We start from the raw sequence: 14,954 nt of genomic DNA, 5'->3' as shown, positions 1-14,954 counted from the left end.
ACGCACCCGGGATATGGGGGCCCAATCAACGCAACAGGGAAAATTAACCATACTCATTGAGGGACTATTCACCGAAATGGCAAACAAAGCGTTTAAGCGCATGCCGCTCTTCGGCGCGTCGCCGCGACGCCGAGGTCCCCCAGAGATTAACGGTTCGTTACAGCGCGCAGCGTGGCCGCGAAGCTTCGCTTGTTGTGCGATCCGCTGTGCGCGTGCCATGGCGGTCAGCTCTTCCGCAGGATGACGTGATAGTCGCCGCGACGGACGTCGGTGCCGCGCGGCAGCACCGCGTTCAGCACCGCGGCGCCGGCGTCGATCACGGCCGCAAACAGCGGCTTGCGCCGGCGCATCTCGGGATAGCGCGGGCTCTCGACTTCGCGACGATAGATCATCTCGAGACCGTTGGCGGCGGCGAATGCTTCGAGCCTCGGCAGTGTCACCAGCGGATGGAAGAACGTCGGGAACGGCGGCTCGCCGGGCAGGCCGGCATCCTTGATGCCGCGGATGTTCCGGTAGAACCAGACGTGAAACCAGTGCGGCGAATATTTGGTAATCACGCCCGACAGCGAGCGCGGATTGGGCGCGCCGATCAGGATCATTCCGCCGCGCTTGAGCGCATCTCGGAAATTCAACAATGCGGACTCGACGTCGGGAAGGTGTTCGATCACGTTGTAGCAGATCACGAGATCGAAGCTCTCCGCCCGAAACGGTAGGTCTGGACGTCACCGAGGATCGCCTCGTCCGCGTAGGTATTGTTGCGGACCTGATCCTCGTCGATGTCGACGACGGTGACGTGGCTGCGGCTCGGCAATTCCGGCGGCAGAACGCTGCACGAGCCGCCGCCTGCTTCATAGATGGCAAGCCGGCCCTGCGGAAGTTCGCGGCGCAGCATGTCATGAATGGCGAGCAGGCTGTCGCGGGCTTCGCCAGGGATCAGATCGTGCAGCGCCTGGGTGGGTGGAGTGGCCGCGGAGACACTGATTGCCGTGGCTGTCGCGAAATCGATCGTGGCTGGCTTGTTCATGATTTTCTGACCGCGCTTGTTCTATTCAAATTTACAGGAAAAAACTCGCTCGCCCGAAGAGCAAAACTGATGCCGCGCCACCTCACTGGTCGCAGTGCTTACGGTCGGGTTAATGCGCATGGGCGTTAACTACGGCATTGTTCATGTCGCGGCGTTGTCGGCGCAGTGGACCGCGAATTGCACTATCACGCGCGCGAGGTTTCGCAGCAGAAACATGCGAAGGCGGTTAAGTGCATGGTGTTGTGCCGAGATGGTTGGAGGTCGCCGGCATGCGTCCTGCGCCCGTCATTCATTTTGGGACGCATCTGTGCCGCGGCGATGTGCCGTCGCGGAACGGGGCCGATCCGCGCGATCGAAGCAGGGCTTTTTCAATATATCTCGGACATCTAGGACGTCATGACATTGATCCCGACAGACCTGTCCGCCACGCGCATCGCGGATGCCGTGTGCGATCCCAACCGGGAGATCGTGGCGAGCTCCCGTATCATCGACCTGTCGGTCGGCATCGTCGTCTGCATTCCCTGCTTCCGTCGCCCGCAGCATCTGCGGCTGACGCTGGACTCGCTGGTGAGTCAGCGTACCCCCCGCTCCTTTGCCGTCGTCATGGTCGAGAACGATGCTGCGCGGCGCGAGAGCGCGCCGATCGCCGCGGAGTATCTCGCTGGCGGCAGGCTCCAGGGCGTCTGCCTCGTCGAGAAGCGGCAGGGTAATTGCCAGGCGATCAACGCCGCGTTCGAGACGGCGCAGGCGCTGTTTCCCGCCGCGACCCGCTTCCTGATGATCGACGACGACGAGATCGCCTCGCCCGATTGGCTCGAGCTGATGGTTCGCACCGCGGAGGCGACCGGCGCCGACGTGGTCGGCGGGCCGGTGGTGCCGGTCTTCGACGACGACAGCCAGCCCTGGCTGTCGCGTCATCCCGCCTTCTGTCCTGCCTATGATTACAGCGGCGCGGTGCCGCTGAATCTATGGCTGCGGCAATTGTCTGATCACGCGCGCGGTGTTCGAGCGGTTCGAGCGACCGGCCTTCGATCTGCGTTTCAATTTCCTCGGCGGCGGCGACTGCGATTTCTTCGTGCGGTGCCGCGATGCCGGCATGACATTCCACTGGACGGCGGAGGCGGTCATCACCGAGACCGTGCCGCAAAGCCGAACCGGTCTCGGTTGGATCGCAAAACGAGGCCTGCGCATCGGCGCGATCAATTATCGTGTGCAGTCCAAGGCTGCGCAGAGTGTAGCGGCGCGGATGCTGGTGTTTGCGCAGATGGTTGGACGGTTGCCGTTGTCGCTGGTGCGCGCGGCCAGTCTGCTGACGTCGTCTAAGACCGTTGTCGCAATGCATCCCGTGATGGTCGCGCTCGGCTCCGTGCTCGCGGCGTTCGGCATCGAGCCGAAGCCCTATGAAGCCTCGAAGATCGTGTCCTGACGCCCTGGTCGCGGGTTAGATGCCAAAACGGGCGAGGGCGACCCGGAGCGCGGAGCGCGGCAGCGATTTGAGCGACCTCCGGCCCACCATCCCGAGATAGGCGAAGGCTTCGCGATATCTGCCGAAGCGCACCGCCTGCATCGCCGAATAGGTGACGAGATGAATCTCGGCGGCCCGGCGCAGTGCGCCGGCCGTGCCTTCGGGCAATCTCGCCAGGATCAGCCCGTCGTCGAAGACGCGCGCGACCGCCGGGAAGAAGTCCTGCGGCCTCCGCACCGCCGCGTTCATCGTGTTGGCCGTGTGCAGGCGATAGTCGAGCAGGAGCTTTGGTGCGAATTCGAACTCGCCGATCGCGGCAAGACGGCACCAGCAATGCCAATCCTCGCAATATCTGAGGGAGACGTCGAAGCCGCCGATGGCGCGGAAGGCCTCCGCACGGGTGAGCACGATGCCGCCATTGACGATGAAGTTGCCGGCCGCGAGCCGCGTCAGCACGTCGCCGGACGGCTTGCGGCGTGCCTTCAGCAGATCGCGCCGGCCGATCTGCCGTCCTTCGCTATCGATCGTGTTGTAGTCGCCATAGACGAGAACCGCATGCGAAGCGCCGCGCGCTGCCGCCAGCAGTGCCGCCACTGCATGGGGACGCAGGCGGTCGTCGGCATCGAGGAAGAGCAGCCAATCCCCGATCGACTGCCGTGCGCCGAGATTGCGCGCTGCCGACACGCCGGCGGAGCCGTTGTGTATCAGACGCAGCCGTGGATCACGCATAGCGCGAACGATCGCCACGGTGCCGTCGGTCGAGCCGTCGTCCACGACGATCACTTCGGTGACATCGCCTTGCGCGAGCGCGCTCGCGATGGTTTCACGGACATAGGCCGCGGCATTTTTGGCGGGAATCACGACGGAGACCGACGCGCCCGGGTGCACCGGCAGCGGCGGGCGCGCCGCCGGCATTACGCGTGAGGCAGCCGGCAATTCGAGAACGTCGTCGGCGGTGATCAAGCTGCGGCTCGTCTTTAATGATCCGTTAACCAGGCGCATCCGCTGAGCTGGCAACGCCAACGATCGCAACCTCGGCCGCTGCGGATGATACCCGCATTACGGTCAAATCATTGCGCGGAAGGCCTGGGTGGTGCCGGTTTCGTGGATTAGCGTTAAGCCGCCGGCATTGAGCTTGTGGCAATTCGCAAGGAGTGCGACAGGGCTGCCCCGTTGCAGAAGATGTCTGCCATCGCCTGCATGCTGGTTGACGGGCGGTTAACGGGGATTGGTTAAGGTCTTCAGCTTCCCTTGAATGTCGCTTTGACCTTCCTTCGGCTTCGTCACCTGCCTTGAGCCATGAATCGCAGCTTGGATCGCAGCGCCGCTGACATGACTGACGTCGAGAGCCGATCGTTCGGCCACGTCCTGCGCGATGGGCTCGCCGGGTTGAACGCGGCGCAGGCGGCGCGCTGCCTCGTCGCCGTCACAGCGCTGCTGCTGGTGCTGGTCACGCTCGATCCCTTCCCGGATCTGCGCAGCCCCGATGCCGCCACCGCCGTCGGCGGACGAATGGCGCTGACCTACGTCTCCTTCGGCCTCTTGGCCGCAGTCGCGGTGCTGCTCGCCGCCGCCACCGACGGTCTCTCGCTGAAGACCCTGGTGACCCCGCTGCATCTCTGTCTCGTCGGTTGGCTGCTGATCAACATCGCCTTCTCCGAGAGCCGCGGCGTTTCGCTCCAGCGCTTCGTGCTCGCGGCGAGCGTGACGTCGCTCGCCGTGCTCCTGCCGCTATTGCCGCCGACGCAGCGCAGCTTCAACCTGTGCCTCGGCGGTGCCGCGCTCGCGCTGCTTGCACTGTGCTATCTCGGCGTCTTCCTCGCGCCGCAATATTCGATCCACACCGCGCTCGACATCACCGAGCCGCAGCTTGCCGGCGACTGGCGCGGCAGCTTTGGTCACAAGAACGTCGCCTCGCCCGTGATGACCATCCTGGTCTATGTCGGCATCTACCTTTGCGCGGTCGGCTCGTTCGTGATGGGCCCGGCGATCGCAATGCTTGCCGGCATCTTCCTGATCTTCACCGGCGGCAAGACATCCTCGGTGCTGTGCCTCGCGATCTACGTGCTGGCGTCACTGGTCTACGTCACGCGCAGCCTGTGGCTGAAGCGGATCATCTGCTTCGTGCCGCTGATCGTGATGAACCTGCTGACGGTCGGCAGCGTCTTGAGTCCGGCGCTCGGCGCCATGACGCGGCTGCTTCCGCTCGATCCTACCTTCACCGGCCGCTCCGCCATCTGGGAATTCGCGCTCGCAGCCGTCGCCGAGAAGCCGATCATCGGTCACGGCTATGCGGCCTTCTGGAACGACGTGACCGAGCGGCAGACCGCCCAAGGCGCCGAATGGGCGACAACTGCGGCACACAGCCACAACAGCTATCTCGATCTCGCGGTCACCATCGGCCTGCCGGGGCTGCTGCTCGTGATCCTCGTCTTCGCGCTCGCGCCGCTCGGCAATTTCCAGTCAGCCCAGGCGCACAACCGTAGTGGTGCGCTGGCAAAGCTGTTCCTCACCGTGTGGCTGTTCGGCCTGTATTACGGAGCAACCGAGACCTTCCTGCTCGAACGACAGAGCCCGATCTGGTTCATGTTCGTCCTCGCGGTGGCCGGCCTGCACTTCCTGGCCAGATTCCAGTGCGTCGGGCAAGTGGAACCTGAGCACTGACACCTTGTCGCAGCGGAGCGGCTCGGGTGGCATCGCTTAACGATAAGCAGCGACGTAACTTGTGGTTGCGACGAAACATAATCTATCTGGAAACATTCAGTAACCGTATGTCCCGCGGATGACGTTCCTCAGCGTCGAGCAACCAGCAGGTCGGGTGTCGAGCACGTCGGGAATCGTGGTCGATTTCGTGCGTGACTGGCGGCGGGCCGCATTGCGCCTGAACGCAGGCCATCGCACCGCGTTCCAGCACGGCTACTGGCTCGGCGCCTGGTATGAAGCGTTCCATGGTCTCGCACCGCTGATCGCCGTGATTTCCGATGTCGCGACCGGCAAGGACATCGCACTTGTGCCGATGATCAGCCATGTCAGGCGCGGCATCCGCGTGGTCGAATTCGCCGATTTCGGCGTCTCCGACAACAACGCGCCGATCCTGTCGCTTGATGCGGATGCGACTGATGGCATCGGCAAGGCGTTGATCGACGCGCTGCGCGCCGTGCCCGATGGCTTCGATCTGCTGCGCCTGAGGAAGATGCCGGCCCAAATCGGTGGCAAGCCGAATCCGCTGGTGTCGCTCGGCCGGATCGGATCCTCCTCGCTCAACGGCAATCTCATGCTGATGGGCGACGACTATGAAGATTACCAGGCCTCGATCAAGCGCATGCAGATGCCGCGCTGCTGGCGCGTCTTCAGCCGTCATGCCGGCGCGCGGTTCGAAATCGCCACGGATGTCGCCCGCGCGCATGAACTGCTGGACGTGATGGATCTCCAGCAGCAGGCGCGCATGCGAAAGCTCGGCTCGCCATTTGTGCTCAACGACGAGACCCATGCGCGATTCTACCGCGAGGTCGCCCGCCAAGGCGTCGCGGAAGGCTACGCCGTCGTCTCGGCGCTGGTCTGCGACGACGGCATCGTCGCTACCTCGCTTGGCGTCAGGCAAGGCGCGACTTACTACCTGCTGCGCATCAGTCACGCCGGCGAATCATGGTCGAGCTGCTCGCCGGGGCTGCTCGTGACCGAGCGCACCATGGCGGCGCTGCATGCACGGGGCGTGCGCCGTTTCGATCTCAGCATCGGCAACCAGGACTACAAGCGCCGCTTCGGCGCTCAGAAGGTCCCGCTGACCGATGTCAGCGTCGCGCTGTCCTGGCGCGGTTTGCCCTATGCATGGCGTGACCATGCCGCGCAGGGCCTGCGCCGCCACCCCAGGCTCGCCGCCTTTGCGGCGCGGGCGATGGGCAAGGGGACACGCTGAAGCGGCATTCCCGAACGAGAACGCCGCCCGCGATCGCATCAGCCGTGCAGCTTTTTCGCAGTCTCCGCGATCTGGCGGCCCTGATAGCGTGCGCCGGCGAGCTCGTTGGCGCTGGGCTGGCGGCTGCCGTCGCCGCCGGTGATGGTGGTGGCGCCGTAGGGCGCGCCGCCCGTGACCTCGTCGAGCTTCATCTGACCGGCGAAGCCGTAGTTCATGCCGACGACGACCATGCCGAAATGCAGCAGGTTGGTGATGATCGAGAACAGCGTCGTCTCCTGCCCACCGTGTTGGGTCGCGCTTGAGGTGAAGGCGCCGCCGACCTTGCCGTGCAGCGCGCCCTTGGCCCAGAGCCCGCCGGCCTGGTCGAGGAAGTTGGCCATCTGCGAGGCGATGCGGCCAAAGCGGGTGCCGGTCCCGACGATGATCGCGTCGTAATTGGTGAGGTCTTCGATCTTGGCGATGGGCGCAGCCTGATCGAGCTTGCAATGGGAGGCTTTCGCGACCTCGGCCGGCACCAGCTCCGGCACGCGCTTGATGTCGACAGTGGCGCCGGCCTCGCGCGCGCCTTCGGCAACGGCATTGGCCATCGCTTCGATGTGGCCATAGGCGGAATGATCGAGGACGAGAACTTTGGTCATCGGTGGTCTCCGTTGGATGACGAGGTGAGTTGTTTATTCGTTTCCGGGCTTGCCCCACCTGCGAGGCCGAAGCCTCTTCGGCGTGGCGCAGGCCGGGCATGACGAGTTGCTGTGTGGGGTCGGCGTTTACGCCGCGTCGACGAGCACGAGCTCCGAATCTTCCAGAGCGGTGATCTTCAAGCTGTCCTCGTCGCGGATCGCGGCGCCGTCGCGGGCGTTGACGCGCACGCCGTTGATCTCGACTGAACCTGCCGCGGGCACGAGATAGAGGTACCGCGACTTCTGCGGCGCGTATTCCGCGCTCTCGCCGGCCTTCAGCGTGGTGGCGAGCACCCGCGCATCGGCGCGGATCGGCAGCGCGTCCGCATCGTCTTCGAAGCCACTCGCGATGGTGACGAGCTTGCCGGAACGGTCCCCCTTTGGAAACGGTTTCGAGCCCCAGGTCGGCTGACCGCCGCGTGCCGTCGGCTCGATCCAGATCTGGAAGATCCGCGTCCTGGTCGAACTCGAGATTGTACTCGGAGTGGCGGATGCCGCTGCCGGCGCTCATCACCTGCACGTCGCCCGCCTCGGTGCGTCCCTCGTTGCCGAGGCTGTCCTGATGGGTGATCGCGCCCTCGCGCACATAGGTGATGATCTCCATGTTGGCGTGGGGATGGGCGGGAAAGCCGGTGTTCGGCGCGATCTCGTCGTCGTTCCATACCCGCAGCGCGCCGTGACCCATGTTGTTCGGGTCGTAGTGGCTGGCGAAGGAGAAATGATGCTTGGCCTTGAGCCAGCCGTGATCGGCGCCGCCGAGCTTTGCGAAAGGTCTGAGTTCGATCATCTGCGTAATCCTTGTTTGAACGGGTGGCGGTTCGGATCAGGCGCCGAACCCGCCGTCGACATTGAGCACGGTGCCGGTGACGAAGGAGGCCTCCGGGCTTGCGAGGAAGACGACGCCGGCGGCGATTTCTTCCGCGGTCCCGAAGCGTTGCAGGGCGTGCTGCTTGCGCTGCGCGTCGGCGAATTCACGATCGTCGTCAGGGTTCATGTCCGTGTTGATTGAGCCCGGCTGCAGCACGTTGACCGTGATGCCGCGCGGTCCGAGGTCGCGCGAAGCGCCCTTGGAGTAGCCGACGATCGCAGCCTTGGTCGCAGCGTAATCGGCGAGGCCAGGGAACGAGGCGCGTGTGGCAATACCGGAACCGATCGTGACGATGCGGCCACCTTCGCCCATCAGCTTCGAGGCCGCGCGGATCGCGGCGATCACGCCGTGCACGTTGATGTCTTCCTGGCGGGCGAGCGCGGCGGTGTCGGTGGCGGCATCGTCGATCAACCCGCCGACGGCGACGCCGGCATTGTTGACGAGGATATCCAGCCGGCCGAAATCACTGGCGACGCTCCTGACCAGTTGATCGACCTCCTTGGCCGAGGCCTGATCGGCCTTGTAGGCGCGGGCCTTGACGCCATGGGCCTTCAGGTCGGCGACGACGGCTTCCGCCTTGTCGGGCGAAGCGACATAGCTGATGGCGACATCAGCGCCTTCATCGGCGAGTGCGCGGGCCGAAGCCGCGCCGATGCCGCGCGAGCCGCCGGTGACGAGGGCAACCTTGCCTGAGAGCTTCTTGGTCATTGGATTTCTCCAGTTCCTGAATGTCTGATGACCCCTTGGATAAGCCTCCGCCTGTGGTATAGAAATAGAAACTGTTGAAACGTATTGTTTCCCTAAATACACCGATTGGACCAAGGCCCATGGCAAAACTCCCCGATTTCGAGGCGCTCGCGGTTTTCGCAAAAGTTGTGGAATTACGGTCATTTGCAGGGGCCGCAAGCGAGCTCGCGATGTCCAAGGCGACGGTCTCCAAGGCGGTCACGCGGCTGGAGGAGCGGCTCGGCGCCCGCCTGTTCAACCGCACCTCGCGCCGGCTCGCGTTGACCGATGCCGGCCACAAGCTCGCCGAACGCGCGACGCGCCTGCTGGCCGATGGCGAAGCCGCGGAGAACGAAGCGCTGGCGCAATCGGTGGCACCGCGCGGGCTGGTCCGGCTCGCCGTGCCCATGACGTTCGGCATCAAGGCGGTGGCGCCATTGTTGCCGGAATTCTTTCAGGCCTATCCGGAAGTCTCGGTCGACCTGCATCTGAGCGATGCGACCGTCGACCTGATCGGCGAAGGATTTGACATGGCAGTGCGGATCGCGCGGCTGCCGGATTCCTCGCTGATCGCACGGCAGCTCTTCACCATGCCGCGCTATACCGTGGCCGCGCCGTCCTATCTTAGGCAGTACGGCCGGCCGACGCATCCGATGCATTTGGCCGAGCACAAATGCTTCAGCTACGCCTATCTCTCCACGCCGAACGTCTGGCACTACACCAATTCGGCCGGCGAGCAGGCCAGCGTGCGCCCGGGCGGCCAGCTCCGCGTCAACAATGGCGAAGCGGTGATGCCGGCGCTGATCGCAGGCCTCGGCATCGCCGAGCTTCCCGAGTTCATCGTCGGCGAGGCGATCTCCTCAGGCCAAGTCGAAGTGATCCTCAAGGACTGGAAACAGGCCGAAGGCGCCGTGCACCTGGTGACGCCGCCCGGCGGCCCGCGTCCCGCGCGCGTCGAGGCGCTCGGCGATTTCCTGGCCGCGAAGCTGCCGGGCACGTGCAAGCGGCGGCCGAAGAAGGGTGCGAAGGCAATGTAACTGCCGTAGGGTGGGCAAAGCGAAGCGTGCCCACGGCTTTGCCCGAGGTGATCACAAGTGTCTCGATATCGGCGCGCACAGGGCAGGATGTTTTTCTTCACCGTCGTGCTCGCAGATCGGTCGAGCACGCTACTCGTTGATCAAGCCGATCGCCTGAGGCGAACTTACCGAACCGTCTTTCAGCGCCGGCCGTTTGAGACGGTCGCAATTTGTATCTTGCCCGACCACCTCCACGCGATCTGGACGTTGCCGGAAGGTGACGTCGACTTTTCATCGCGTTGGAATCTGATCAAAAGCGGATTTTCGCGTGGCTTGGAGGCTGGGTTCACTTCAAGTAGCAAGCTGAGAAAGCGTGAGAAGGGCATCTGGCAGCGACGTTTCTGGGAGCACACAATTCGCGACGACGCAGACTTGGAGCGACACGTTGATTACATCCATTTCAACCCCGTGAAACACGGCCTCGTCACCCGAGTGCGCGACTGGTCTCTCAGCAGTTTTCATCGCTATGTGGACCAGGGCATTCTTCCCTTGGATTGGGGAGGGGATATGCGCGATGTTGCGGGGCATTTCGGCGAGTGATGGTGGGCACGGCGCGCGAAGAGCGCGCCTTTGCCCACCCTACGGCATCTCGCTTTGCGGCCGGACTACGACACCTTCGCGCCGTCGATCGCGACAATGCGCAAGCTTGGCTTCAGCGTCTCTTCCAGCTGCGACTTCAGCTCGTGAACACGGGGGTCGCTCGAACGCTTCGCGCAAACCGCATATTGATGGACGGATTGTGCCAGTGCGCGCCGCGCTTCCGGTGTTCGCGTCATTTCGGGCGTTGAAAGTCGCAGGACGATCGCGGCGAGATTCACCAGCATCTCGTCCAAGGCGATGTCGATGGTCGCGAGTTTTCCCATGGCACACTCCTGGGAGGGCAACGGAGGCCTCAGGCATGCGTTCCGGGCTCGGCCGAACATGGCTAATGCTTCGTAAACATCTTGTTCTTGCCGATCGCGACGTTAGGCTGGCTAGCGAACAAAGAAAATGAGGGGAGGGACCTGCCATGGATCGACGCGAAGTCCTTCGCGCCGCTGCTGCACTGCCGTTGTTGCGCGCTGCGTTACCTGACAAAGCCTTCGCTCAAACTTATCCCGTTCGCAACATCACCATGATCGTACCGTTTCCCGCCGGCGGACAGGCCGATCTCGCGGCGCGTCCGGTGGCACAGGCGCTGGAGCGGGTCCTCGGCAAGCCCGTGATCGTCGACAACAGAGCCGGCGGTGGCGGCGGATCGGTCGGCAATGCCGCAGCGGCGCGCGCCGAGCCTGATGGCTACACGCTGCTGATGACGCTGTCTTCACTCGCAGTGCTCCCCGAAGCCGACCGGCTGTTCGAGCGTCCCGTTGCCTACGAGGTCTCGCAGTTCATGCCGATCGCGCGCGTGCTCGCCGATCCCACGCTGCTCGCGGTGCCGGCCTCGGCGCCATGGAAGACGGCGCAGGATTTCGTCGAGGACGCGAAGAAGCGCCCAGGCCAGATCACCTATGGCTCGTCCGGGCCCTACGGCACGCTGCACGTGGCGATGGAGATGTTCGCGAGCAGCGCCGGCATCAAGCTGCTGCACGTGCCGTTCCGCGGGGCAGGTCCCGCGCTGACCGCGATCCTCAGTGGTACCGTGCAGGCGATCGCTGCCGCACCCGGCACGCTGAAGCCGCAGGTCGACGGCGGCAAGCTGCGCGTGCTCGGCAATTGCGGCGCGCAGCGCATCGCGAGCTTCCCCGACGTGCCGACCTTTCAGGAGCTCGGCTACAGGGACGTCGAGATGTACATCTGGGCCGGCCTGTTCGCGCAAAGCGCGCTGCCGGCCCCGATCGCGACCCGTCTGCGCGAGGCGATGGCGCAGGTCATGACCAGTCCGGACGTGCTCAAATCCTTCGAGGCCTCGGGCAGTCTCGTGGCCTATCAGGATGCGCCGGCCTTGGCGCAATTCGTCGCGGCCGACAGCGCGCGACTGATCGCGGCGGTGAAGAAGATCGGCAAGGTGGAGTAGGTTCCAGGCGCGCTTTCGCATTTTGTTGTTGGTCTAGAACCTTCCCCGCCTCATTGATTGAGGAGGTTTTGATGGGATTCGGGAAGGATCGGGACATGCGAACAGAGCGGATTGCGCTGGGTGTGGCGCTCGCGATCGGCGGCATCGTCGCGCAGAACGCAGCATTCGCCCAGGAATATCGCGGCACAATGGAACAACAGATGGCCTGCACGCCTGATGTGTGGCGCCTGTGCAGCGATCAGATTCCCGACGTGAACCGTATCGTGGCCTGCTTGCAGCAGAACACGCCGCAGCTCTCGAGCGGCTGCCGCGCAGTGTTCCAGTCGAACAACCAGGCCCAGCCGCAGCAGCCGGTGCCGCGCAACCGCGCCGCGCCCCCGCCGCGTTACAACACCGCACCGCCCCCTCCGCCGCGGCCCTATTATGACGAGGATGATTAGCCTCGCTTAGGATCGGTGTTCGCAGACATCGACCCATTCGGCCGCGACGAGCTCAGCCATCCGCTCCGGCGTGATGCGCACGGCGCTGTGGGTCGAGCCTGCGGCCGGCACCACGACGTCGAACGCTTTCAGCGAGACGTCGCAATAGATCGGCAGCGGCGCCTTCAGGCCGAACGGACAGACGCCGCCGACCTCGTGGCCGGTGATCTCGGCGACCTCCTCCAATCCCAGCATTTTCGGCTTGCCCCGAACTGCGCTTTCACCTTCTTGTTGTCCATGCGCGAGGTGCCGGCAGCGACGATCAGGATCACGCGTTCGCCGACGCGCAACGACAGCGTCTTGGCGATGCGCCCCGGCTCGACGCCATAGGCTTCCGCCGCCAGCGTCACCGTGGCAGAGCTGATCGGGGATTCGATGACGGTAATGTCGGGGCTCTCTCGGCGAAAAAATCGCGAACGGATTGAAGGCTCATTCCAAACAGCTCATTCCAAGAACATGGGCGGGCGGCGATCCCGAAGCAATTCCTTAAGCGATTCCTGGCAACTCGGAGAGCGCGCGGATGCGGTGATCCGGCGCGAAGCCGAGCTCGTCCATCTGGGTGCGGATCGCCTTGAACATCGTCAGCGGTGCCACGAGTTCGTTCTCGACGCAAGCCAGCGCCATGGCTTCGGGCGTCACCCGCTCGATCCAGGCGACCTTCAATCCGAACGATTTCGCGCCGGCGGCGTCCCAGGGATTGGAGGAGACGAACAGAACCTCGTTCGGTTTGATGCCGAGCACCTCGCCGATCAGCTCATAGACGTCCGGGCTCGGCTTGAAGATTTTCTTCGCGTCGACGCTGATGGTGGCATCGAGCAGGGCGTCGAGCCCGGAATTGCGCACGAGCGCATTGAGCATGTCCGGACTGCCGTTGGAGAGGATGGCAAGCTTTCGCGGTCTCAGGGCCGCAAGCGCTGCCGTCGCATCCGGATAGAGGTCGAGGTGCAGATACTTCTCGATCACACGCTCGAATGTGTTGTTCTCGTAAGCGATCCCAAGCACGCGCAGCGTATAGGCAAGCGAGTCGCGCGTAACAGTGGCAAAATCCTGGTAGCGCCGCATCAGCGAGCGCAACCAGGTGTATTCAAGCTGCTTGATACGCCAGACCTGCGTGATGATCTCGCCATAGCCTGGAAACGCATCCTCGGTGATCTCTGCGACCGACTGGATGTCGTAGAGCGTCCCGTAGGCGTCGAAGACGACGGCTTTGGTGCTCATTGACCCCTCCCTTGGATCGTTGCAGGCGCACGGACTATATCGGAACGGCCAGCTATCGTCGTTCTATATTCCGAGCCTCCCGCTGGGCGAAGACCCGGCTGAGGCCTCGAGCTTCCGAGCGTGAGGGCTTCGGTCACCGGGATCGAAGCCCTCGATGCGCTACGGGCGATGAGTGAGCGGCTAAATTCCTAACAGCTTGCGCGCGTTGGCCTTCAGCACCTTCGGCCGGATCTCGTCGCGGATGTCGATCTTGGCAAAATCCGACAGCCAGCGATCCGGCGTGATCACCGGCCAGTCCGAGCCGAACAGCATCTTGTCCTGGAGGATCGAGTTGATGTAGCGCACCAGGATCGGCGGGAAATATTTCGGCGACCAGCCGGAGAGGTCGATATAGACGTTCGGCTTGTGGGTCGCGACCGACAGCGCCTCCTCCTGCCAGGGGAAGGAGGGGTGCGCGAGGATGATCTTGAGGTCAGGAAAATCGGCCGCGACGTCGTCCATGTACATCGGGTTGGAATATTTCAGCCGCATGCCCATGCCGCCGGGCATGCCGGAGCCGACGCCGGTCTGGCCGGTGTGGAACAGCGCGATCGCGCCGCCATTGTTGATCTCTTCATAGAGCGGATAGGCCATGCGGTCGTTGGCGTAGAAGCCCTGCATGGTCGGGTGGAATTTGAAGCCGCGTACGCCATACTCCTCGATCAGCTTGCGCGCCTCGCGGGCGCCGAGCTTGCCCTTGTGCGGATCGATCGAGACGAAGGGGATGAGGACGTCGAGATGGTCGGAGGCGACCTCCAGCATCTCGTAATTGTTGTAGCGGCGGAAGCCGGTCTCGCGCTCGGCATCGACCGGGAAGATCACGGCGGCGATGTTCTTGGAGCGGTAGTACGCCGCTGTCTCCGGCACCGTTGGCGGATGCTTGTTGGGTGACTTGAAATACTCCGCCATCTGCGCCTGGAAATCGTCATAGCCGTCGTCGGCATGGCAGCCGCAGGGCTCCTCGGCATGGGTGTGGATGTCGATGGCAACGACATTGTCGATGTTGGGCAGCTTCAGCTTTGGCATGGGTTTCCTCCCGACGGGGTGCCAAATTGATTATATCATATAACGAATTTGGCAAGGAGCTGCCGCAGATTCTCGGCTTGGCAGATCGGGCCGATCCGGCCGTTTCTACTGTGCATGGGGTTGTTTTCGCGAATTTTGCTGGTTCGGAACCGGGCAGTTAACATTGACATCACCTCCCGCGATGCCTTAAGAACCGCCCCGTCCCGGGCGGTCGGTCCGCCAGCGGGAAAAATCTCATTTTGCCACATTCGCGCGTGCCGAAACGGTAGTGCCGAACACGGCCTTTCGAACGTTCAGGATTCTGCCATGAAGGTCCGTAACTCGCTGAAATCGCTGCGCAGTCGCCATCGCGCCAACCGCCTGGTCCGTCGCAAGGGCCGGGTCTATGTGATCAACAAGGTGCAGCGCCGCTTCAAGGCGCGTCAGGGCTGATCTCGCCCTGCC

Annotated in this window: 13 protein-coding genes and 4 pseudogenes; 8 read left to right on the top strand and 9 right to left on the bottom strand. The window is 63.8% G+C overall.

The window, feature by feature from the left end:
- Positions 1-224 precede the first annotated feature (224 nt).
- Positions 225-1,024, bottom strand: a pseudogene (locus tag ACSKB8_RS16460) (methyltransferase).
- 396 nt (positions 1,025-1,420) lie between these two features.
- Between ACSKB8_RS16460 and ACSKB8_RS16455 the strand changes: the two are divergent.
- A pseudogene (locus tag ACSKB8_RS16455) lies at positions 1,421-2,450 on the top strand (glycosyltransferase family 2 protein).
- Positions 2,451-2,465: 15 nt separating this feature from the next.
- On the opposite strand, the gene ACSKB8_RS16450 reads toward ACSKB8_RS16455, so the two are convergent.
- Complete coding sequence (locus tag ACSKB8_RS16450; protein WP_438105234.1) at positions 2,466-3,452, bottom strand: glycosyltransferase; 987 nt, start codon at positions 3,450-3,452, stop codon at positions 2,466-2,468.
- 348 nt (positions 3,453-3,800) lie between these two features.
- Between ACSKB8_RS16450 and ACSKB8_RS16445 the strand changes: the two genes are divergently transcribed.
- Entirely contained in the window at positions 3,801-5,153 is a 1,353-nt protein-coding gene (locus ACSKB8_RS16445) for an O-antigen ligase family protein (protein WP_438110553.1), read from the top strand.
- Between the two features lie 118 nt (positions 5,154-5,271).
- Positions 5,272-6,405 (top strand): GNAT family N-acetyltransferase, encoded by a 1,134-nt coding sequence (locus ACSKB8_RS16440; protein WP_438105232.1) that lies wholly within the window; start codon positions 5,272-5,274, stop codon positions 6,403-6,405.
- Positions 6,406-6,443: 38 nt separating this feature from the next.
- On the opposite strand, the gene wrbA is transcribed toward ACSKB8_RS16440, so the two are convergent.
- The 3 genes and pseudogenes from wrbA to ACSKB8_RS16425 all read right to left on the bottom strand — a co-directional run bounded on the left by wrbA (position 6,444) and on the right by ACSKB8_RS16425 (position 8,658).
- On the bottom strand, positions 6,444-7,043 hold the full coding sequence (wrbA, locus tag ACSKB8_RS16435; RefSeq protein ID WP_438105230.1) for an NAD(P)H:quinone oxidoreductase: 600 nt from the start codon (positions 7,041-7,043) through the stop codon (positions 6,444-6,446).
- 126 nt (positions 7,044-7,169) lie between these two features.
- A pseudogene (locus ACSKB8_RS16430) lies at positions 7,170-7,869 on the bottom strand (pirin family protein).
- A gap of 36 nt (positions 7,870-7,905) precedes the next feature.
- Positions 7,906-8,658, bottom strand: a complete 753-nt coding sequence (locus ACSKB8_RS16425; protein WP_438105228.1) for an SDR family NAD(P)-dependent oxidoreductase — start codon at positions 8,656-8,658, stop codon at positions 7,906-7,908.
- 119 nt (positions 8,659-8,777) lie between these two features.
- Here ACSKB8_RS16425 and ACSKB8_RS16420 point away from each other — a divergent pair, with 119 nt between their 5' ends.
- Both ACSKB8_RS16420 and ACSKB8_RS16415 read left to right on the top strand, forming a co-directional pair.
- Positions 8,778-9,713 (top strand): LysR family transcriptional regulator, encoded by a 936-nt coding sequence (locus tag ACSKB8_RS16420; RefSeq protein ID WP_438105227.1) that lies wholly within the window; start codon positions 8,778-8,780, stop codon positions 9,711-9,713.
- A gap of 57 nt (positions 9,714-9,770) precedes the next feature.
- Positions 9,771-10,292 (top strand): REP-associated tyrosine transposase, encoded by a 522-nt coding sequence (locus tag ACSKB8_RS16415; protein ID WP_438105225.1) that lies wholly within the window; start codon positions 9,771-9,773, stop codon positions 10,290-10,292.
- A 65-nt stretch (positions 10,293-10,357) separates the two neighbouring features.
- Here the strand turns inward: ACSKB8_RS16415 and ACSKB8_RS16410 are convergent, their stop codons facing one another.
- A complete protein-coding gene (locus ACSKB8_RS16410; RefSeq protein WP_438105223.1) occupies positions 10,358-10,615 on the bottom strand; it encodes a hypothetical protein in 258 nt (85 codons plus the stop codon).
- A 146-nt stretch (positions 10,616-10,761) separates the two neighbouring features.
- On the opposite strand from ACSKB8_RS16410, the gene ACSKB8_RS16405 reads away from it, so the two are divergent.
- Both ACSKB8_RS16405 and ACSKB8_RS16400 read left to right on the top strand, forming a co-directional pair.
- Entirely contained in the window at positions 10,762-11,748 is a 987-nt protein-coding gene (locus ACSKB8_RS16405) for a tripartite tricarboxylate transporter substrate binding protein (RefSeq protein WP_438105221.1), read from the top strand.
- Between the two features lie 95 nt (positions 11,749-11,843).
- Positions 11,844-12,188, top strand: a complete 345-nt coding sequence (locus ACSKB8_RS16400; protein ID WP_091887079.1) for a hypothetical protein — start codon at positions 11,844-11,846, stop codon at positions 12,186-12,188.
- 6 nt (positions 12,189-12,194) lie between these two features.
- Here ACSKB8_RS16400 and ACSKB8_RS16395 read toward each other — a convergent pair.
- The 3 genes and pseudogenes from ACSKB8_RS16395 to ACSKB8_RS16385 form a co-directional block, all read right to left on the bottom strand.
- A pseudogene (locus ACSKB8_RS16395) lies at positions 12,195-12,660 on the bottom strand (YbaK/EbsC family protein).
- 53 nt (positions 12,661-12,713) lie between these two features.
- Positions 12,714-13,445 (bottom strand): haloacid dehalogenase type II, encoded by a 732-nt coding sequence (locus ACSKB8_RS16390; RefSeq protein WP_438105220.1) that lies wholly within the window; start codon positions 13,443-13,445, stop codon positions 12,714-12,716.
- Between the two features lie 180 nt (positions 13,446-13,625).
- Entirely contained in the window at positions 13,626-14,510 is an 885-nt protein-coding gene (locus ACSKB8_RS16385; protein ID WP_438105218.1) for an amidohydrolase family protein, read from the bottom strand.
- Between the two features lie 306 nt (positions 14,511-14,816).
- Here ACSKB8_RS16385 and ykgO point away from each other — a divergent pair, with 306 nt between their 5' ends.
- Positions 14,817-14,942 carry a ribosomal protein bL36 gene (gene ykgO / locus ACSKB8_RS16380; RefSeq protein WP_438105216.1) on the top strand — a complete coding sequence of 42 codons (126 nt, stop codon included), beginning with the start codon at positions 14,817-14,819 and terminating at the stop codon, positions 14,940-14,942.
- Positions 14,943-14,954 lie beyond the last annotated feature (12 nt).

Origin of the sequence: Bradyrhizobium sp. BR 1432 (assembly GCF_051547705.1) — a bacterium.
Lineage (GTDB): Bacteria > Pseudomonadota > Alphaproteobacteria > Rhizobiales > Xanthobacteraceae > Bradyrhizobium > Bradyrhizobium zhanjiangense.
The sequence above is the reverse complement of the archived record's forward strand: the minus strand, read 5'-3'. Positions and strand labels throughout refer to the sequence as shown.